Genomic DNA, 19,981 nt, shown 5'->3' with positions numbered 1-19,981 from the left:
GGCTGGAACAAAGAAGTTAAGTGGGAATCAGGCTGCCCATAAACGCCCGATTCGTGCGAGCTAATAATCAGTGGTGGATGAACAAAACCCACACTGATTAAAGTTTCACTTTATTTAAGCTTTAAGTATGAATTCATTTTCATTTTAAATATTTCATCAACTGCCCTCTCATACCCACCAGCATTTCGAAGCGACTCTCCAACTTTACGACTATTTTCCTTAAACGTTACATCATCCATTACTTTCTTTACAGTCTCACGTAACAATTCAGAAGTTAATTCTTTACGATTAAGCCTTATTCCAGCCCCTACTTCAGTCACTCGTTTCGCAACTAAAGGCTGATCTCCCGTTACGGGAATTACAACTAACGGGACACCGTAATATAACGCTTCACTCGAACTATTCATACCACCATGTGTCACGAATACGTCAGCATGCTGTAATACTTCTAATTGCGGCACATAATTATCCAACTTAAAGTTATTCGGAATGTTTTCAAATTGACTTATATTTGTCTTCTTACCAACAACTAATACGACTGTCGCTTCTACATCTTTAAACGCCTCAAAACATTTTTCATACAGGGCAGGTTGTTCATTAAAAACTGTTCCCATAGAAATGAAAATCACTTTTTCATCTTTTAAATCTTCAATAGGAAAACTGCCCATTTCTTTTCTAGTAGCAATTGATGGACCAACAAATTTATACGCTTCATCAAATACATCCGCATGTGGCTGATATTCTTGGGAAGTGTATACAATCGTAATATCGCCAGGATGATTCATAATATCATACAGACTATTACATTTCATTCCATACTGCTCTTTCCATTTTTCCATTCCCACTACACAAGATTGGTATAGTGGATCAGTTTCATCTATTTGTCTCGATTCTTGCTCATCATTAAAAGTAATGTACTGATTAAAAGCAAAAGTCGTACAAGAAGAAACGCTTGGTAATTGTAAGATATTCGCTATAATACGTCCTACTGGAAAATGATTATCATATATCAAATAATCGTACTTTTCTTCTTTTGTTTCTTCTACAATTTGAGTAACAATACGTTCTGATGCTTTTATCATATGAGATAACATCGTTAAAGGACTACCACCTTCATTTACTCGTTCCATAATATTAATTTGAGAGAGAAAATTTTCAAATGCTCGAAATTCAGCACCTGTTGCTTCAACCTTTTTCCTGTAATCTTCAATACAATATGACACAACTGTTTCCCCACGTCGAATTAGCTCACTAACAACTGCTAGCGTCGGATTAATATGGCCTTCTCCAGGAAAATTTATTACGAGTACGTTCGCCATAACATTCTCTCCTTTCTATCTAACGCAATATAATTAATCATGTTAATTATTAATTATATTATAAAGGAATCTATTCTACTTCTTCATATCTTTCTCTTCATTTTATTATTGAGAAATATTTTCTATAGCCCGCACTATTACGAGTACACAATCTTATAAATCAATGTTTAATTCTCCTTTACTCTTCATATCTTGTATGATACGAACTTTACATTCGAACATTTTTACACGTTTATCATTCAAAAATATTATTTTGATAATTCATACAAAAATAGAAAAATATAATTTTCATGCTGATTTCTCACTATAAATTTATTTATGTTCTATATTGTCCCCTATCATTATCCACGTGGTACATATTCTGTTATATAATAAATTTATAGAATTTACAGAAAAAGGGGCTCTTTTATGTTACAACAACTATTCACCTCACCTATTCTATCTGTTCAAGCATTGCACCCAGGCTATGAAGATCATGCAAGTGACGTTTTTCTTGTTCAAACAGAAGATTCAGAAGTGATCGTTCGTTCTTCTAAAATGAATGAAGAGCCAAATAATGATTTTTGGTGGGGATGCAAAAATCTATTTGGAATTGACCCCAGAAACGTACATCATTTGGATACGGTACATACATTGTTGCAAAAACATACAAATCTTCCTATCCCAACAATTTTAGACAAACATATTTTAGATGGCCGAGAATTTGTTGTGGCCGAAAAGTTAGTAGGTAACACAGTTCAATCTTTTATCGGGCAACCAGATTCTATTTTATTCAGTCTAGGAAAAGGACTTGCAGAAATACATAAGTTTCAAGCCGATTTCATAGGAAATCCGTCAGGCACGTTCCAAGTTCAACTAGATGAATTGCAATCACACATTTTAAACGTGAGTAAAGAGCTTGTGAATAGATTTTATTCCGATAATGAAAGCATACAAAATGCATTTCCTACTTTTGAATCACAGCTCTCTTCCCTATCCATGCCAAAGGAATCTACACTCGTCTTAATTGATATGGATCCAACTCAATTTCTATCTGATGGTACCTATATTACTGGTTTAGTAGATACTGAAGCTTACGCAGTTGCTCCACGAGAGTTTGATTTTATTGGACTAGAATATGTACTTACCGAAAAAGAAGCTCGTGCCTTTAAAAGTGGTTACGACACAATTATGCCTATTCCTCACCTTGATGAATGTAGACAGCCTTACCGTTATTTGTACCGACTATTATCTGTTCAAGGTAGTGTGGAATTAGAAAAATGGTTAAGTCATCCATCCTATTTTTGAATACGAATGAGAGGGATTATGAAATGGATATTCAGAAAAAGAGTTCTTTAACAGAAAATGAAATACAGCAAATGAAAGAGTTAGCTCATATTTGCGGACAACACGATCAAATTGATTACTCGTCAGATTTACATGTAAACTTTTTAACGAACCGAAATAAAGATCAAATAAACGATCTTCTTCTTTATAACGGGACTCAATTAATTGGCACTTTAAATATGTATGATTTCGAAAGACCAACAAAACTTGAATTAATAGGCTTTGTACATCCTCATTTTAGAAAACAACGATTCGGAACTAACCTTTTACAAACTGCAATGAAAGAAATTCAAAAAAGAGGGGCGGATGAAGCTCTCCTTATTATGAATGGGGATTCTGCTTCTGGAAAAGAATTTGCAAAACATATGAAGCTACCTTATTTATATAGCGAGTATAGTATGGAGTTCAAATCAAAAAAAACACACAAAACAACGGAGAATAATATACAGCTTACTCTTGCACCTACAAAATCACTTTCTGATCTTATCGATATCTCTAGTAAAGCTTTCGGGGATTCTGTAGAAAATACAGCTACATGGTTACAAAAGATGATGAATTCATCTTCTCATCAAGTATACAGCGCTCTAATCGATAACAATGTGCTAGGAACAATTACAGTAACTTACCAAGAGCACTTTACTACATTATCAGGATTCGCTGTGCATCCTTCCTATCAAGGTAAAGGATACGGTAAAGCTATTTTAAGCTATATGACACATACACTCTTCACAAATGGTGCTACAACAATTGAATTACAAGTTGAAACAAAAAATAAAAATGCTTTAAAACTTTATACACAATGTGGATTTGAAATTATGACGAAGTATGATTATTATGGATTGTTGGAAAATGAGGAGACTTATTATGTCTAATAAAATCATTTATTCGGACTATGATATCTTCGCATCTATTTATAATAAGCATTGGGGACATTTTGCCGAACACTCCTATCCAGCCTATCATAAATTTATTTTACAATACGCCAGTTCCCACTCCCGCATATTAGATCTTTGCTGCGAAACCGGTCATCTTTCTAAAATATTAATCGATAATAATTTCATTGTAACTGGTATAGACGGTTCAGCTCAAATGATTGCACATGCACGCAAAAACGCACCAGATGCAACCTTCATTGTTGATGATGCGCGCTATTTCAAAGTAGATGAGCAGTTCCACTATGTCATCTCAGCCGGCGATAGCTTAAACCACATTATGAAATTAGATGAACTAAAAAATACTTTTCATAACGTTTACTCTGCGTTATATGATGGCGGCTCATTCGCATTTGATATGAATATGGAAAAAGGCTTTCTTGAAAATTGGAGTGCTTCCTTTCATATTTCAGAACGCGAATATGTTTGTACCATCGATTCCACTTATGATAATGAAAGTCATAGAGCAGAGATGACTTTCATTCTATTTAAACATGACGTAAATGATATTTGGAAAAGAAGTGACTTTTCTTTCGAGGAAGCTTGTTACTCTAAAGAAGAAATAATTTCTTCTTTAAAATCTGTAGGTTTTAACAATATACAATTACACGGTACAAGTAGAACATTTTTCATTTGTCAAAAATAAAAAAAACTGAATCATACCGATTCAGTTTTTTTGTATTATTTTTTTCTTAATATATTTACAACCGCAGTCGTTTCATCATTTTCTTTATAAACACGTGGAATTCTTCTGTCTAACATACATGTAACTTCATAGTTAATTGTACCTAACATATCTGCTATTTCTTCCACCGCAATTTCTTCTTCACCTTGTTTGCCGTAGAATACAACTTCGTCTCCTACTTGCACTGGCATTGCTTTCGTAACATCTAGCATAAGCTGATCCATACAAACACGGCCAATTACAGGTACTCTAACTCCATTAATTAATGCATGCCCTTTATTAGATAACTGACGATTATAACCATCAGCATAACCAATTGGTACAGTTGCAATCCATTCTTCGCCCGTTGTTACATACGTATTTCCATAACTAACACCACAATTTTTCTTCGCATGTTTAACATGAGCTACTTTTGATTTTAAAGACAACGCTGGTTTTAACACTACAACAGTATGATCAACTTCTTTCGAAGGATACATTCCATAGATTCCAATACCGACACGAACCATATTTTGAAATGTGTTACTAAGTTCCATTGACCCTGCACTGTTTGAACTATGAATATATGGAAAATGAATTCCTAATTCTTCCGCTGTATTTACAGCTTTCTCAAACAAACTTGTTTGCATATTTGTATAAGTTTTATCTATTTCATCAGCGGTAGAGTAATGTGTAAACATCCCTACTACTTCTACATATCGCATACGTTCTAACTCTTCAAAAAACGGTTTAACTTCTTCTTCCTGTAAACCGATACGGCTCATTCCTGTATCAATTTTCACATGAATTCGCACTTTCTTTTGAAGATGGTTTGCAACTTCATCTATACCATGTAAATCTTCTACTCTATAAACAGTCATCATAACGTCATATTGAATTACATCTTCTACAGCTGCTACTGGTGTATATCCTAAAATTAAAATAGGTACAGTGATTCCAGCTTCTCTTAATTCAATTGCTTCGTCTACAAATGCAACTGCAAGTTGGTTTATTCCTGCTTCAATAGCCGATTTCGCAACTTCAACTGCCCCATGACCATACCCATTCGCTTTTACAGCAGCCATCATTGCAATATTTTCATCATTCACACGTTTTTTAAATTCTTTTACATTATGTTTTACAGCATTTAAGTCAACTTCAACAATTGTATCTCTTCCATATTTCAAGCTCATTGGTCTAACTCCTAACTCAATAATTACATTCCATTCTATTTCACGTTTCATATGACCTTTTACAATATAATACTTTTCACTATGCTAGTCAAACTACTAGAATTTTCGGAATTTTGAGTATGATATAATACCCTTAATAAATTATTATATACGGAGACGAGGAGAATTACAATGTTTGTACAATCTGCGTTACATCAACTTAAAGTTGCTATCGATAGTTCTATTCATATGATTAACCAATGTAATGAAAACGATTTGAAAATAAGACCGATTCAAGATAAACGTTCCCTATTTGTAATGTGTACACATCTTTCTCTTATTTGTCATGCTGATCTACTTATTTTAAATGGCATTACAGAAAAAGAATTACATACCTTTTATATAGAACATACACCAAAAACAATTGCTCAAATGCAGAAAACGCTGACTGAAGGATACAATCTTCTCTCTAAAACATTTCTATCCTATTCCAATGAAGAATTATCAGAAGTTATGACTGCCTATTGGGGTATTTCTTATTCTCGATTCGAATGGTTGCTTGAAATCGTTGCACATCTCTATCATCACCGTGGGCAAATTCATATTTTATTATGTGAGCATATTCATGATCCTAAGATATCTTTATTCGAATAAAGATATCTTTTTAAATAATTTTAAATTCCTTTAAAGCAAAAGCAATACCACCTTCGCTCGCCTTCTTTGTAACAAAATCAGCTCTTGCTTTTAACTCTTCTCCACCGTTCCCCATCGCAATCCCTAACCCTACATACTGTAACATTTCGATATCATTCCCACCGTCACCAAAAGCAATTGCTTCTGATTTACAAATTTTCAGATGTTCCAATACCTTTTGAATTGCAGTTAGCTTCGATACTTTATTATCTTCCAACACATTCATAACGTAACCATGAAAACGTTCAAACGTAAGTGTTGGATATCTTTCAAAGAATTTTTGAGCTTCTGTTTCATCAGCATACAGACATACACAATAAACCTCTTCTGACAAGTTTCTAACTTTGTCAGGATACCGCTCTAAATTTAACGTTTCATTTAATGCTCGTATTACACGTTCGTCTTTTGAGGCAATACCATTCATTACAAATTCTTCTGTAAAATAAGAAACACTGTGACCATGTAATTCAGCGAAATTTGAAATATCATGAACAATTTCACTAGAAAGTACCGATTTATGTATAACTTCTTCATTACACTTTATATGTGCACCATTTGCAGAAATAAACGTATTTATGCCTAGTTCTTTAAATTGTGCACACAAACTATATGGTCTCCCTGTTGTAACAACTACATGAATGCCTTTATCTATTAATCTTTGTATCGCTTCTTTTGTGCTTTCATGCATACTTCTATCAATCTCACTTAACAACGTACCGTCCACATCGAAAAATACAACTTTGTACATAGCTACTTACATTCCATCCAAATGATTTGTTTCATTTATAAAATGTACAGTTTTCTGTTTATCCGTAAGTTCAATCAAACTAATTCCTGTATCTCCCATTTTAAAATAATAGTCCATTGAAATTGGCATTTGGAAAAATGCACGTAATATACTATTTATTACACCACCATGTGCAACGATTGCAATCCGGTCATATGTATTTTCTGTCACGATTTTAGAAAAGATTCCTTCTATTCTCATTCTAAATTCAATAAATGATTCCCCGTTTTCAAACCGGTCATGAAGAAACTTTGGCTCTGGATATTTTTTCGCTTCTTCAAATGATAAGCCTGCTTGTACCCCATTATTAAACTCCATTAATTCCTCTTCTAATTGAATTGGACACCCGATTCCTTCTGCTAATGTTTCACCAGTTTCGCGAGCACGTTTTAATGTACTTGCCCAAATGAAATCTGGCGCAAAATCCTTTTTCACTTTCTGTACAAGTCTTTGTACTTGTCGTCTCCCTTTGTCAGTTAACTCAAAATCAGCTCGTCCTTCATGTACATTTAAAATGTCTGCTTCTGATTCTCCGTGACGTATTAGTAGTATTTGCATGTCTATTCCCCCTTATCTCCTTTTAAACAAGGTTAAATTTTAACATATTATTAAAATTTTTCAAAATAATAAAAGCAATCCCCATTCCTAAAAGAATGAGAATTGCTTTTATTACCAACTAACTTTCTTCTAAACTAGCTTTCGTTTTTCCTCCTACTCCCCAATGCGAACTAGGAATTTCATTTACTAAAACACGTACACGCCCAGCATCTACATCTAAATTTTTTGCAACCGCCTCTGTAACATCAAATATTAGATTTTGAATTTGCTCCTGCTTTCTACCTTCTATTATTTGAATTTGTATAATGGGCATTTTTATCTCTCACTTTACTATTTATTCACAAAACATCGCTACACTTCCTAAACCATCAAATTGTGCAATAATAGAATCTCCTGCTTTAAATGCAATGGCTTCTGATAATGCTCCACTTAATACGATATCACCTTTTTTCAATCCTTCATTTTGTAAACCTAGTTTATTTACTGCCCAAGCAATTGCTGTTGCTGGATGTCCCAGTACAGCTGCCCCTGTCCCAGTTGTAGCAATCTTACCATTCTTCGACATAACCATCCCTACATTAGCTAGTTCTATATCTTTAACATCAATCCATTTACTTCCTAATAAAAACTTTGAAGAGGAACAATTATCTGCTATTACATCAGGTAATGTAAATTTAAAATTTAAATACCTGCTATCAATAATCTCTAAAGCTGGAGCGACATATTTTGTTGCCTTTAATACATCATCGGCTGTAACATTCGTACCTTGTAAATCCTCTCCTATTAAAAAAGCGATCTCTGGCTCTACTTTTGGATGAATCAATGTTTCGTATTGCAAGGGCTCCCATTCGAACGCTAACATATCATCCAACAAATATCCGTAAATTGCTTCATCAATACCCATCATTTGTTGTTTTGCCTTACTCGTTAATCCAAGTTTTACACCAACTCTTTTAGAACCTTCCTTCATTTTTTGTTCAATTAAACATTTTTGCACTCTATAAGCATCATCCACCATTAAATCAGGATGCTTATCCGTTACTTTTACTACTTCCTTCCTATTCTTTTCAGCTTGAAGTAAATATTCAACAATTTCTATATCGGCCCCTTTTACTAACTTCACTTTTCACACCCCCGTTTTTATTTTTGCTAATTCTGCTGCTACATCTAAAATCATATCCTCTTGTCCTCCAACTACTTTTCTTTTCCCGAGTTCTATTAAAATATCACGGGCATCTACATTAAAGCGCTTTGCCGCTCTTTCAGCATGTAATAAAAAGCTAGAATATACACCAGCATACCCCATTACAAGACTTCCTTTTTGAATTTCTTGCGGTGCTGGCAATAAAGGTGCAACAATATCCTCAGCTAAGTCCATCATCTTATATAAATCTATATCTAGCTTATATCCCATACGATCCAAAACAGCGAGTAATACTTCTGTTTGGGCATTTCCAGCTCCTGCTCCAAGACACCGCACGCTTCCGTCAATACGTGTCGCACCTTCTTCAATTGCCACCACTGTATTCGCTACTGCAACAGAAAGGTTATTATGGCCATGGAAGCCAATTTCTATATTTAAAGATTGACGTAATGCACGAATACGCTCACATACTTCGTGAGGTAGTAAAGCACCAGCTGAATCAGTTACATAAATTGCTTCTGCACCATAATCCTCCATAAGCTTTGCTTGTTCTACTAATTTTTCAACCGGTGCAGAATGTGCCATCATTAAAAAACCGCATACTTCCATACCTAGTTCTCGTGCGAAATAAATGTGTTGTGCTGAAACATCCGCTTCTGTTACATGAGTTGCTACACGAACAAGTTTCGCACCAATATTTGCAGCTTGCTTTAATTCATGGATAGTTCCAATACCAGGAATTAACAAAACAGCTACTTTAGCTTGCTTACACTCATCTACGGCTGCTTCAATCAGCTTCATTTCGTTAACTAATGACTTTCCATATTGTAATGTAGAACCACCTAAACCATCTCCATGACTCACTTCGATATAATGCATACCAGCTTCATCTAATGCCCTTGTTACATAACGAACTTGTTCTTCTGTAAATTGATGTTTCATTACATGGCTTCCATCACGTAAACAAACTTCCGTTATTTTAATTGGCATTTCACTATTTCGCCTCATTCATTACACCTCTTTTCTTCTCCGAAATGATTTGCGCTGCAAATTCTTCACCTACTTTTAATGCCGCCGCTGTCATAATATCTAAATTACCGGCATAAGGAGGAAAATAATCTCCAGCTCCTTCAACCTCTAAAAATACAGTTACACGATTCCCATCAAACATCGGCTCTTGTTTTAAAGAATAACCTGGAACATACGTCCTAACTACTTCAACCATCTTTTGAATCGCTTCTTGGATAGAAGCCTCATCCATATACTTAACTTCACAATATACTGTATCTCTCATTAATATAGGAGGCTCTGCAGGGTTTAATATAATAAGTGCTTTCCCGTGATCTGCCCCTCCAATTTCTTCAATTCCACGCCTCGTCGTAATTGTAAATTCATCAATATTTGCCCTTGTACCTGGACCTGCACTTAAACTTGAAATTGTAGCAACTATCTCTGCATATGTAACATTTGCCACTTCATTAATAGCATGAACAATCGGAATCGTTGCTTGTCCCCCGCACGTAATCATATTAACGTTTTGCTTATCTACAAAATTATTATTTTGTATAGCAGGGCAAACGAACGGCCCACATGCAGCAGGTGTTAAGTCGATTACTATTTTCCCAAGCTCTCCTAATACTTTTGCATGATAACTATGTGCTTTAGCTGAAGTTGCATCAAATACAATATCAGCTAAACTTGGATTATCAATAATTGCTTGTATTCCATTATCAAAAACCTCGTATCCCACTTCTTTTGCTCGCTTTAAACCATCCGATTCCGAATCTATTCCAATCATGGCGTTCAGCTCTATGACTTCACTTTTTCTTAATTTATACATTAAATCCGTGCCAATATTACCTGATCCAATAATAGCTACCTTTACTTTCTCCACATCTATCCCCCCTTTTTCAATCCTTTAATCTATATGAAGGTAACAGAAACCGATCCTAGTGAACCAAAATCAGCTTGAATACTATCTTTACTATTTACTGAGACTGCACCAGATAACGCACCTGGTAAAATTAACTCCCCTGCTTTTAATCCAATATTAAATTCATGAAGTTTATTAGCTAACCAAGCAACAGCTTGAGCAGGATGCCCTATTGCAGCCGCACCAGCTCCCGTAGCAATTAAACAATTATTCTTATAAAGTGTCATTCCTGTTGTACGTAAATCTACTTTATCAACGCTAGAGAATGTATCACCAATTACAACTTTTGCCGACGATCCATTATCCGCCACTGTATCAGCAAGCCTAATCTTCCAATCAGCAATTCGACTATCAATAATTTCAAGTGTAGGCACTACATATTTCGTCGCCATTAGTACGTCAACATATGTAATATTAGGCCCATTTAAGTCTTCTGCTAAAACAAACCCTATTTCTGCCTCTATTTTTGGAGATACAAAGGAACTTATTGAAATTTCACTACCATTTTCTATCTTCATATCATCTAGTAAATGTCCATAATCTGGCTCATTTACCCCAAGCATCTGCTGCATCGCAATACTCGTAAGTCCAACTTTCTTTCCAATTACACAACGCCCATTCGCCAACTTTCTTTCTACTACTTCAAGCTGAATATTATAAGCATCCTCAACAGATAAATTAGCATATCTCTCAGTAAATGGAGGTATCCCTACTCGTGAATTTTCAGCTTGTAATAGTTCATCAGCTAATTCTTTAATTAACAATTGCTTTCACCTCATTTTTAAAATTTATATATCCCCAATCAATGGCATTATAACTAGCCCCCACCTAACTATTTTATTTCCATAAATGTCAGATGGGAGCTTTGTACTTTAAGTTAAAACATCACCTTTATAATTTCATCGTAACCGTCTTAGCTTCCGTATAAAATTCGAAACTATGCCGTCCACCTTCTCTACCAATCCCACTCGCCTTCGAACCGCCAAATGGAGTACGTAAATCTCGAACATACCAACAATTAATCCATAGTAAGCCTGAATCAATTTGTGAAACCACTCGTTGCGCTCGTCTAAGGTCATTTGTCCAAACAACTCCAGCTAGTCCATAAATGGAATCATTCGCGATGCGAATTGCATCCTCTTCCGTTTTAAATGGAATAACAACTAGAACTGGGCCAAATATCTCTTCTTGCGCTACGCGCATACTATTATCGACATCATATAGAATAGTAGGTTCATAAAAATTCCCTTCTATTAAACTTTCAATTCTTTTTCCTCCATAGGCTAATTTTGCGCCTTCCGAAATTCCTATTTCTACGTAACGATCAACTGTTTCTAAATGAGATTTTGATACAAGCGCTCCCATATCTGTATCTTCAGAAAGAGGATCTCCAACTTTTATTCTTTTTACAGCCGCTACAAATTTCTCTAAAAACTGTTCATATACACTTTCTTGCACAAGTAATCTTGAACCAGCTAAACAAATTTCTCCTTGGTTCCGATAAATAGCTTCAATCGATCCTTGTACCGCTTCATCTAAATCTGCATCTTCAAATACGACATTTGCTGATTTACCCCCTAATTCTAATGAAACAGGTATTAAGTTTTCTGATGCATTACGCATAATTGTTTTTCCTGTATTACTTTCTCCAACAAATGAAATTCTTCTTACAGCTTGATGTGTTGTCATTGTTGTCCCAACAGTATTTCCTGGACCTGTAATAATATTAAGTACACCTGGAGGTAGTCCTGCATCATTTGCAATTTCACCGAGCATAACTGCACTTAAAGGAGTATAGGAGGCTGGTTTGACAACAACAGTATTACCAGAAGCAAGTGCAGCTGATGCTTTCCACGTCATTTGCATAAATGGCAAATTCCAAGGAATGATTAAACTAGTCACTCCCGCGGGAGCATACTTTGCATATGACATAAAGTTATGTTTGTCATAATGCTCATGCACCATATATTTAGCCATTTCAGCAAAGAAGCGAAAATTATGAGCCGAACGTGGTATATCGAATCCTTTACTTTCTTTAATTGGTTTTCCAACATCAAGAGTTTCTATATACGCTAGTTCATCCACTCTTTCCATAATCAAATCCGACATTTTGCATAAAATATTCGATCGCTCTTCCACAGGCATTTTACTCCAAATGCCGCTTTTAAATGTACGTTCTGCCACATCAATTGCTCTTTTTGTGTCCTCTTCATTTGCCTTTGCAATAGAAGCCAGCTTTCTATTCGTCGCTGGATTGAACGTATCAAACGTTTCGCCAGATATGGAATCCACATATTGTCCATCAATAAACAATTTCGCATCTTTTACTTTCATTTTGTCAGCTAATAATTCTTTGTTCACCTTCCTTACCTCCTACTCCTCAATTTCTAAAACCATCTCAATTTCAATTGTTGTGTTATTAGGTAATTGAGCCATACCGACTGCAGAGCGAGCGTGTTTTCCCTTTTCCCCAAAAATATCTACTAATACATCCGATGCCCCGTTCATTACTTTTGGCTGATTGATAAAATCTTCCGTACTATTTACAAAACCAAGCAGCTTTACAACTCGTTTCACCTTATTTAAATCACCTAATTCGTTTCTCACAACACTTAATAAATTCAACATTGATTGTCTTGCTGCTTTATATCCTTCATCAATTGAAATATCCTTTCCTAATTTCCCGTGATACTCATCTACACCTTGTCCAGCAGTAAACAATAAGTTACCTACTTTTACACAACTAACATAATTTCCAACTGCTGGGCGAATAGCTGGTAGTGTGATTCCTAACTCACTTAGTTTGTCCTCAGGTGTTTGTACTCTCTGCATATGCTACACCTCGTTTTTTTATATCAATATTTAAAAATTCCGCAGCATTTCCCCCAAGCATTGCTGCTTTTTGTTCCTCCGATAAACCGACTGTTTCATCAATCACTTTGCCCGGATCAACTTCTCGCAATAAAAATGGATAATCCGATCCCATAAAAATCTTTTCATGTCCAAATCTTTCAATCATATATTTCAAATTAATAGGATCATAATTTAAAGAATCAAAATAAAATTTCTTTGCATAATAACTAGGAGGGTGTGTAGTCAACCGTAAATGTGGCCATACTTTCCATCCTTGATCTAATCTTGGCAAAATATATGGGAAAGACCCTCCCCCATGCGCAAAACAAACCTTTAACCTTGGAAATTTCTCCATTATCCCACTACATATAAGTGTAGCTGCCGCTAGAGCCGTTTCACTCGGCATCCCGACTGTATACATAAAATTATGGTGAGGCATTCTATCGCGCCCTAATGTTTCCCATGGATGAATAAAAATTGGAACTTGCCACTTTTCAGCCATTCGAAAGAATTCAATAAACGATGGGTCATCTAAATTTTTACCATTTACGTTTGTGCCAATTTCAATACCATGTAAATTTAATTCCGTTATACAACGCTCCATTTCACGAATCGCAGTTTCTCCATCTTGCATCGGAACCGTTCCTAACCCTACAAAACGATTTGGATATGCTAAAACTGTTTCTGCAATAAAATCATTTTGAATACGTGCCATACTTTCGGCATCCTCTGGTTTTGCCCAATACGAAAATGTAACAGGGATTGGTGATAAAACTTGAATATCAACACCCTCACGGTCCATATCTTCAATTCTTTTCTTAGGGCACCATACTTGGTCTGTCACGTCACGAAAGTTTTTACCTCCAACCATAATACTTGCACCACATGTACAAGTCCGATTTAATATTGGCCAACGACCGCCACCAAACTTCTCTTCAAAATCCGGAAAAGTTTCAGGAATAATATGTGTATGAAAATCTATTCGCACTTCCATTCCTCCACTTCTTCTGGCATAATGTGACCGCAGTTTTTACATGCTCGAATTTCCTTATTTGAATTAAAACTATGAATTGCTTCTTTTACTTGTTTTTCAATATCATTTAATTGAACACGTACACGATGCATTTCATGATTACACTCGTCACAGAACCAAACGAAATCCTCAAGTTCTCCTTGGTTACGTTTTCTTTCAATTACTAGCCCATATGTGTTAGCAACGCGATGTGGTGAATGAGGTACCATAGCTGGTAGCATAAATACATCCCCTTCTTTTACTGTGACGACTTCTCGCTTACCTTCCTCTGTAATACATTCCACATAACATTCACCTTTAATTTGGTAGAAAAACTCGTCTGAAGGATCCACATGGAAATCACGTCTTCTATTTGGACCACCTAAAATCATGGCAATAAACTCTGAATCTTGCCAAATCACCTTGTTATTTACTGGGGGCTTTAGCAAATCTTTATTTTCATCGATCCATTTTAATAAATTAAAAGAGTGTAGTGTTTTAGACATATTTTTTCCTCCTCATTATTCCTTTTATTTATATCGTTTTAAAAGACCAACCGAGTAAAGAGCTAGACTTTTGCACCTCTCCATGACATACATAATTTCTAATTCTCGTTGAAGATATTCGCTCACCTTCTTCACAGCAAACATCTTTCACTATAGAGATATTGAAGTGTTCTTTTAGCAACTCTATATTGCCCTCTCGATTTTTTCCGAACCTAAAATCTTGGCCAATATAAATTTCTACAGGGCTTAGCCTTTTTAAATCTTGAACAAAACAACTCGCACTTTTTGTTATATATGACTCATCAAACCGAATTACAATTACATGTTCAACACCGAGATTTTGAAGACGTTTCACTTTCTCATCAATAGACGTTAATACTTGAGCCCCTTGAAAATAAGAACGTGGTGGTGGATCAAATGTATACACAACATTTGTTATCTTTAATTCCTTTGCCTTTTCAACCGCATTTTTAATAACAGCTTGATGGCCTTTATGTACACCATCAAAAGCACCAATTGAGACAATGGATTTCGTTAATTCAGGTATACACTGCTCATGTATATAAATGACTCTCATCTCTCTTCTTCTAGAGTTAAATTTCCAAATAGCCAAATTCCTTCGAAATCAAATTTGCTGTATTCATCACACTTTGAATTATGATTTCACGATTACTTCCCTGCATATACGATATAGGTCCAACAATATTAAGTGCCGCAATAGTTCTGCCAGTATAGGATCGAATAGGAGCAGCAATTCCATATAGTCCATGTTCATTTTCATTATCACTAATTGAATAACCTTGCTTACGAATCGTCTGTAACTCTGTCTGGAATTGTTTCACGCAAGTAATTGTATTGGGTGCTCGTGGTAAAAACCCTTCTCCTGAAGTATATTCTAGGGGCGAAGGATTAAATGAAAGAAGGACTTTCCCTGTACTTGTACAATATGCAGGCTCTCTTGATCCAACATGTGTTGAAATTTGAACGGTTTCCTTTGATGAAACTTTCAAAATAAATACAACATCACCACGATCAAACATACCAATATGCACAGTTCCATTAAAATTCCTTACAAGCTCTTCTACAAGCGGTATTGCCCCACTATATATTTCTTGCTGAAACATTACTTGGTTTCCCCACTCTAACAATTTCCAGCCCAGTCTATATTTTCTTTGCTCATCTTGTATGAGCATTCCTTCAGCACACAACGTACGGACAAGGTGATGAACCGTACTTGCATTCATATTTAGTTTTTCCGCTATTTCAGAATTTCCTAGTACCGGTTCATCACTAGTAAAGCAATTTAGAATCTTGCAAATTTTACTGATAGAAGCGATCAAATCATTTACCTCCCCTATTCCATTTACAGTTCTCTAGTTTTAGATGGTGTTAAAAATATAAGAAGATTTACATCCTAACAGTAAAATTCTTGTTATCATCTGTTGCTCCTTCCTTTTTTAAATAAAATTGTAAACGCAAACATTTTCACTTAGCTTAAAGCACCTTCAGATGAACTTGATTGCAAAGCATTGTTTACTAGGGAAAACGTTTGTTGTTTTTTGTACGCATTATAAAACATTCCCATTTTACGCACCGGATCTCCCGAATAATAACGCTCATATTGTAATAACCGTTGTCCAAAAGCTTCTCCACATAAATCCCATGCTAATTTAAATAAACGAACTCGTTCTTCAGAAGATACTCCTTCACGCCCAATATAGTATTTTTCCATATCGTCTTGAATTTCGGGATTCATAAAATCTGCACCTGTCGGTGACATTAATAATCCACCAGCACCAATAGTTTGAATAATCTCAATTGCACGCGGATACATTTTAGGTAATAAACTGCGTATTGTATCAAGTGGCAACCTTGCAGGAACAACTTCTCCATATGGATTCGTTTCATATTCATACTCAGCTACTTGTAAGAGCGCACGTATCGTTTCTACATCTTGCATAAGCTCTGCTAACTGGTTTTGTACATTCAAAAATCCATCTACTCCTATCGAATCTGCTAATTTCATAGCTACTTCAGCAGCGAAAGAAAGCTTAACTAATCCTCTTACCCCAGATTGATGCGCTGGTTGATGACCAATTCCCGTTTTAGGATACAGTTGATTCCCAGCTTCTATATTTTGATAAATAAATACTTTATCCCATGGGATAAACACATTATGAAATACTAGTAATGCATCCATTTCCTCAAACCTTGATGCAAGTGGATGATCAAATAGAGAACGTTTTCCATCTTGCATTGGCTCACGACAAAGAATTCTTAGTCCTGGTGCATCAATTGGAACTGCAAAAGAGATTGCATGACGTTCATCACCTGGTTTAAAACTCGGATAAGAATATATAATTACTTCGTCTGTAATCGGAGCAAATGTCGCTAACATTTTAGCACCACTAACATACATCCCTTCCGCTGTTTCACTTACCACACCTAAATGCATCGTTTCATCTTCTTGTTGATGAGAAGCCTTACTCCGATCATTTTGCGGATTAATAATCGCATGTGTTAAAAACAAATCATTATCTCGTATATGCTTATAATAATTTTTTATATTCGCTCCCCATTCTGAATTGAACTTCTCAAAAAACCACGAATTACTTGCCATTGAAGTAACTGTTACATTTAAAAAATCTGGTGTTCTTCCCATTAAACCAAAGGTAGTTTTTGCCCATACTTCAAATAATTCACGACGTGCTTTTAAGTCCTCATAATTTTTTGGCACTAAAAAGGCATTTGAGACCCTTTCCCCTGTCTCTTCGCATATATGAGTAATCTTATCCTGATATTCTGGATTGTGCTGCATATCATATAAGTTAGCAATTTGTAAAATAGGTTCGCGAAAAACATCTTCATTTACTACATCCGTTACTCTTCTTCCGCCAATCCAAATTTCAGGATTTCTTTTTCTTAATCCTTCAATATACTGTTCCCCTGTTCTAATTGCCATTCTTTCCCCTCCAATTTCTCATAATAATATACTAATAAGTTTAGAAACCCTATTAGATGACTGAATTTTCAATCATTATATCAATTTTAATAGATACAATTTCTCTCTTATTTCACATTATGAAATCTTAATAATTTTTTAAGCAACACAAAAAAGGACCGGTTCCCCGTTCCTCACCCATTCACTTTCTCTGCATCATTCCTATAATACTTACTAAACGCTTCCGTTAACACATCGATAGTATTATATAGTTTGTCCCTTCACCAGCTACGATAATGTTAGAATAATACTTTGACATACCTGGTACTTCTTTACCGACAAATGTTCTTAAGTCTTTAATTTTCAAATCCGTCGCGATAGAGAATAATAAATTTCCAATTGACTCTCGTTTATTTTGCTTAAAATAAACAGATCCATAATAATGATTCTCACTTTCTATCATTTGAACAAAACCTCGCATCAATACTTTTCCAAACCATTGATTTGCATAATAAGATTTCATTGTATGTAAAAGTGACGTCACAATCGACGCAATAATAATTACTACTAGTGCATATAGAAAGAGTAACGAGATTAGTTTCTTTATACATGGATATGTACAAGCCTTATGCAATATACGCACAAAAAAGAGAAATGGCATCCCATTTCTCTTCCCCACTCTTATAGTTATTTTTCTGTATCTGACGAAGGTAATTTCTTCGCTTGTTTTTCTTTAAAGATTTCTCCAATTGCACCAAGAGTACCCAGTGTTTCAATTGCATTAGACGGAATAAAGACTTTATTTGCTGGGCCTTTTGCAACCTCAATTAATGATTCAAATGATTTATAAGCAAGTACGCGTTCGTCTAAATCTGCTGCGCGAAGTAATTCAATTCGGTTTTGTTCTGCTTTTGCGATTTCCTCAATCGCTCTTGCTTCCCCTTGCGCTTCTAATTCTTTTGCTTCTTTTATACCTTCAGCCTCGCGGATACGAGCTTCTTTATCCCCTTCAGCCATTAAAATCTTACTTTGTTTTTCCCCTTCAGCACGAAGGACTTTATCTTGTTTAGCTGCTTCTGCTTCCAAAATGATCGCACGTTTATTACGCTCTGCTTTCATTTGTTTTTCCATCGATACTTGCACATCTTTCGGCGGGTTAATATCAACTATTTCAACACGTTCAATACGAACGCCCCATTTCTCCGTCGCTTCGTCAAGCGCTAAACGGATTTCCATTGAAATTTTTTCACGGCCTGATAATGTTTCATCAAGTTCCATGTTACCAATAATTTGACGCATCGTTGCAGATGTAATATTACGAACACCATATTCATAGTTTGAAATACCATATGTCGCAAGTTCTGGCTCAACAATTTGATAGAAAATAATTGTATCAATTTCTACTTGCACATTATCTTTCGTAATTACCTTTTGCGGTGGTACATTCGTTTGTTGAATACGTAGATCGTGATATACACGTACGCGGTCTACAATTGGAATTAAAATATTTAATCCTGGGTGCATAATACGTTGGAATTTACCAAATCTCTCAACAACCCCAACCTTTTGCTGTGGAATAATTTTAATTGTTAACGCAATAAATACAACGACAATTAAAGCAAAAATAATCGTTAATGTTAATGCTACCATATTTATTCACTCTCCTTTTTCACTTGTAACACAGTACTATGCCTCTTTATAACAACGACTTTTTCTCCGGCATCAATAGGAACATCTGAAATAGCTGTCCAAGTATCTCCATCCACTTTCACAATACCGTTCACTTCACTTATAATCGCTTGCATGACAATCCCTTTTTTACCAACAAGTTTATCTACTGTATCAGTAAAACCTCGTGCTTCTCGAAAGTTTTTTGAAATTCTTTTCGTAAAGAAGGTCAATGTTAAACTTACAATTGCCCCGACAACCAATTGTAAAAACAGTGCATCAGGAGCAAACAAAGCAATAAGACCTCCGACAACAGCCCCAATTCCAAGCCACAGCATGTAAAACGTAATCGACAACATTTCTGCGATAAATAAAATACCAGCTATTATAAACCAAATCACCCATCCAGCCATATGCAACCCTCACTTTCTTTCTCATTTTCTATATGTATATGAAGAAAAGAATGGTTTATC

General features: G+C 35.4%; 22 protein-coding genes and 1 pseudogene. 4 read left to right on the top strand and 19 right to left on the bottom strand.

Annotated elements, in window-relative coordinates:
* Positions 1-110: 110 nt before the first annotated feature.
* Complete coding sequence (locus tag MR071_RS07765) at positions 111-1,319, bottom strand: macrolide family glycosyltransferase (protein WP_242235618.1); 1,209 nt, start codon at positions 1,317-1,319, stop codon at positions 111-113.
* A gap of 408 nt (positions 1,320-1,727) precedes the next feature.
* Between MR071_RS07765 and MR071_RS07760 the strand changes: the two genes are divergently transcribed.
* The 3 genes from MR071_RS07760 to MR071_RS07750 are packed head-to-tail and all read left to right on the top strand — an operon-like array spanning position 1,728 to position 4,223.
* On the top strand, positions 1,728-2,606 hold the full coding sequence (locus tag MR071_RS07760) for an aminoglycoside phosphotransferase family protein (RefSeq protein WP_242235616.1): 879 nt from the start codon (positions 1,728-1,730) through the stop codon (positions 2,604-2,606).
* Positions 2,607-2,629: 23 nt separating this feature from the next.
* The gene (locus tag MR071_RS07755) at positions 2,630-3,517 is read left to right on the top strand and encodes a GNAT family N-acetyltransferase (protein WP_242235613.1); all 888 of its coding nucleotides are present in this window, start codon (positions 2,630-2,632) and stop codon (positions 3,515-3,517) included.
* The gene (locus MR071_RS07750) at positions 3,510-4,223 is read left to right on the top strand and encodes a class I SAM-dependent methyltransferase (protein WP_242235612.1); all 714 of its coding nucleotides are present in this window, start codon (positions 3,510-3,512) and stop codon (positions 4,221-4,223) included. Before MR071_RS07755 ends, MR071_RS07750 begins: the two co-directional genes overlap by 8 nt.
* Positions 4,224-4,258: 35 nt before the next feature.
* Here the strand turns inward: MR071_RS07750 and alr are convergent, their stop codons facing one another.
* Positions 4,259-5,434: an alanine racemase gene (gene alr, locus MR071_RS07745; protein WP_105586712.1), complete on the bottom strand. Its 1,176-nt coding sequence runs from the start codon at positions 5,432-5,434 to the stop codon at positions 4,259-4,261.
* A gap of 171 nt (positions 5,435-5,605) precedes the next feature.
* On the opposite strand from alr, the gene MR071_RS07740 reads away from it, so the two are divergent.
* Positions 5,606-6,067, top strand: a complete 462-nt coding sequence (locus tag MR071_RS07740; RefSeq protein ID WP_105586660.1) for a DinB family protein — start codon at positions 5,606-5,608, stop codon at positions 6,065-6,067.
* A 10-nt stretch (positions 6,068-6,077) separates the two neighbouring features.
* Here MR071_RS07740 and MR071_RS07735 read toward each other — a convergent pair whose 3' ends face one another.
* From MR071_RS07735 to MR071_RS07655, 17 genes and pseudogenes are all read right to left on the bottom strand, one after another.
* Positions 6,078-6,854 (bottom strand): Cof-type HAD-IIB family hydrolase, encoded by a 777-nt coding sequence (locus MR071_RS07735; protein ID WP_105586661.1) that lies wholly within the window; start codon positions 6,852-6,854, stop codon positions 6,078-6,080.
* Between the two features lie 6 nt (positions 6,855-6,860).
* Positions 6,861-7,451: a histidine phosphatase family protein gene (locus tag MR071_RS07730; RefSeq protein WP_105586662.1), complete on the bottom strand. Its 591-nt coding sequence runs from the start codon at positions 7,449-7,451 to the stop codon at positions 6,861-6,863.
* A gap of 118 nt (positions 7,452-7,569) precedes the next feature.
* Positions 7,570-7,764, bottom strand: coding sequence for a 4-oxalocrotonate tautomerase (locus MR071_RS07725; RefSeq protein WP_105586663.1), 195 nt, complete (start codon positions 7,762-7,764; stop codon positions 7,570-7,572).
* A gap of 21 nt (positions 7,765-7,785) precedes the next feature.
* On the bottom strand, positions 7,786-8,574 hold the full coding sequence (locus tag MR071_RS07720) for a 2-keto-4-pentenoate hydratase (protein WP_105586664.1): 789 nt from the start codon (positions 8,572-8,574) through the stop codon (positions 7,786-7,788).
* 3 nt (positions 8,575-8,577) lie between these two features.
* Positions 8,578-9,603 carry a 4-hydroxy-2-oxovalerate aldolase gene (dmpG, locus tag MR071_RS07715; RefSeq protein WP_242235610.1) on the bottom strand — a complete coding sequence of 342 codons (1,026 nt, stop codon included), beginning with the start codon at positions 9,601-9,603 and terminating at the stop codon, positions 8,578-8,580.
* A complete protein-coding gene (locus tag MR071_RS07710) occupies positions 9,590-10,489 on the bottom strand; it encodes an acetaldehyde dehydrogenase (acetylating) (protein WP_105586666.1) in 900 nt (299 codons plus the stop codon). The genes dmpG and MR071_RS07710 overlap by 14 nt, the downstream gene beginning before the upstream one ends.
* 29 nt (positions 10,490-10,518) lie before the next feature.
* Entirely contained in the window at positions 10,519-11,292 is a 774-nt protein-coding gene (locus MR071_RS07705; RefSeq protein WP_105586667.1) for a 2-keto-4-pentenoate hydratase, read from the bottom strand.
* Positions 11,293-11,419: 127 nt separating this feature from the next.
* Positions 11,420-12,889, bottom strand: coding sequence for an aldehyde dehydrogenase (locus tag MR071_RS07700; protein ID WP_105586668.1), 1,470 nt, complete (start codon positions 12,887-12,889; stop codon positions 11,420-11,422).
* A 12-nt stretch (positions 12,890-12,901) separates the two neighbouring features.
* Positions 12,902-13,360: a RidA family protein gene (locus MR071_RS07695; protein WP_105586669.1), complete on the bottom strand. Its 459-nt coding sequence runs from the start codon at positions 13,358-13,360 to the stop codon at positions 12,902-12,904.
* Positions 13,338-14,375 (bottom strand): amidohydrolase family protein, encoded by a 1,038-nt coding sequence (locus MR071_RS07690; protein WP_105586670.1) that lies wholly within the window; start codon positions 14,373-14,375, stop codon positions 13,338-13,340. The genes MR071_RS07695 and MR071_RS07690 overlap by 23 nt, the downstream gene beginning before the upstream one ends.
* Positions 14,360-14,899 (bottom strand): 3-hydroxyanthranilate 3,4-dioxygenase, encoded by a 540-nt coding sequence (gene nbaC / locus MR071_RS07685; protein ID WP_105586671.1) that lies wholly within the window; start codon positions 14,897-14,899, stop codon positions 14,360-14,362. The genes MR071_RS07690 and nbaC overlap by 16 nt, the downstream gene beginning before the upstream one ends.
* A 28-nt stretch (positions 14,900-14,927) precedes the next feature.
* Positions 14,928-15,476 (bottom strand): FAD synthetase family protein, encoded by a 549-nt coding sequence (locus tag MR071_RS07680; RefSeq protein ID WP_105586672.1) that lies wholly within the window; start codon positions 15,474-15,476, stop codon positions 14,928-14,930.
* 16 nt (positions 15,477-15,492) lie between these two features.
* The gene (locus MR071_RS07675; RefSeq protein WP_105586673.1) at positions 15,493-16,239 is read right to left on the bottom strand and encodes an IclR family transcriptional regulator; all 747 of its coding nucleotides are present in this window, start codon (positions 16,237-16,239) and stop codon (positions 15,493-15,495) included.
* Between the two features lie 149 nt (positions 16,240-16,388).
* On the bottom strand, positions 16,389-17,861 hold the full coding sequence (locus MR071_RS07670) for a 4-hydroxyphenylacetate 3-hydroxylase family protein (RefSeq protein ID WP_242235608.1): 1,473 nt from the start codon (positions 17,859-17,861) through the stop codon (positions 16,389-16,391).
* A gap of 247 nt (positions 17,862-18,108) precedes the next feature.
* Positions 18,109-18,501: pseudogene (locus MR071_RS07665) on the bottom strand (stage II sporulation protein P); the annotation flags it as partial.
* 26 nt (positions 18,502-18,527) lie between these two features.
* Positions 18,528-19,490 carry an SPFH domain-containing protein gene (locus tag MR071_RS07660; protein WP_105586675.1) on the bottom strand — a complete coding sequence of 321 codons (963 nt, stop codon included), beginning with the start codon at positions 19,488-19,490 and terminating at the stop codon, positions 18,528-18,530.
* 2 nt (positions 19,491-19,492) lie between these two features.
* Positions 19,493-19,921 (bottom strand): NfeD family protein, encoded by a 429-nt coding sequence (locus MR071_RS07655; RefSeq protein WP_242235606.1) that lies wholly within the window; start codon positions 19,919-19,921, stop codon positions 19,493-19,495.
* Positions 19,922-19,981 lie beyond the last annotated feature (60 nt).

Source organism: Bacillus cereus group sp. BfR-BA-01316 (genome assembly GCF_022664195.1).
In the GTDB taxonomy this organism is placed as follows: Bacteria; Bacillota; Bacilli; order Bacillales; family Bacillaceae_G; genus Bacillus_A.
This window is presented reverse-complemented; position numbering and strand designations above follow the sequence as displayed.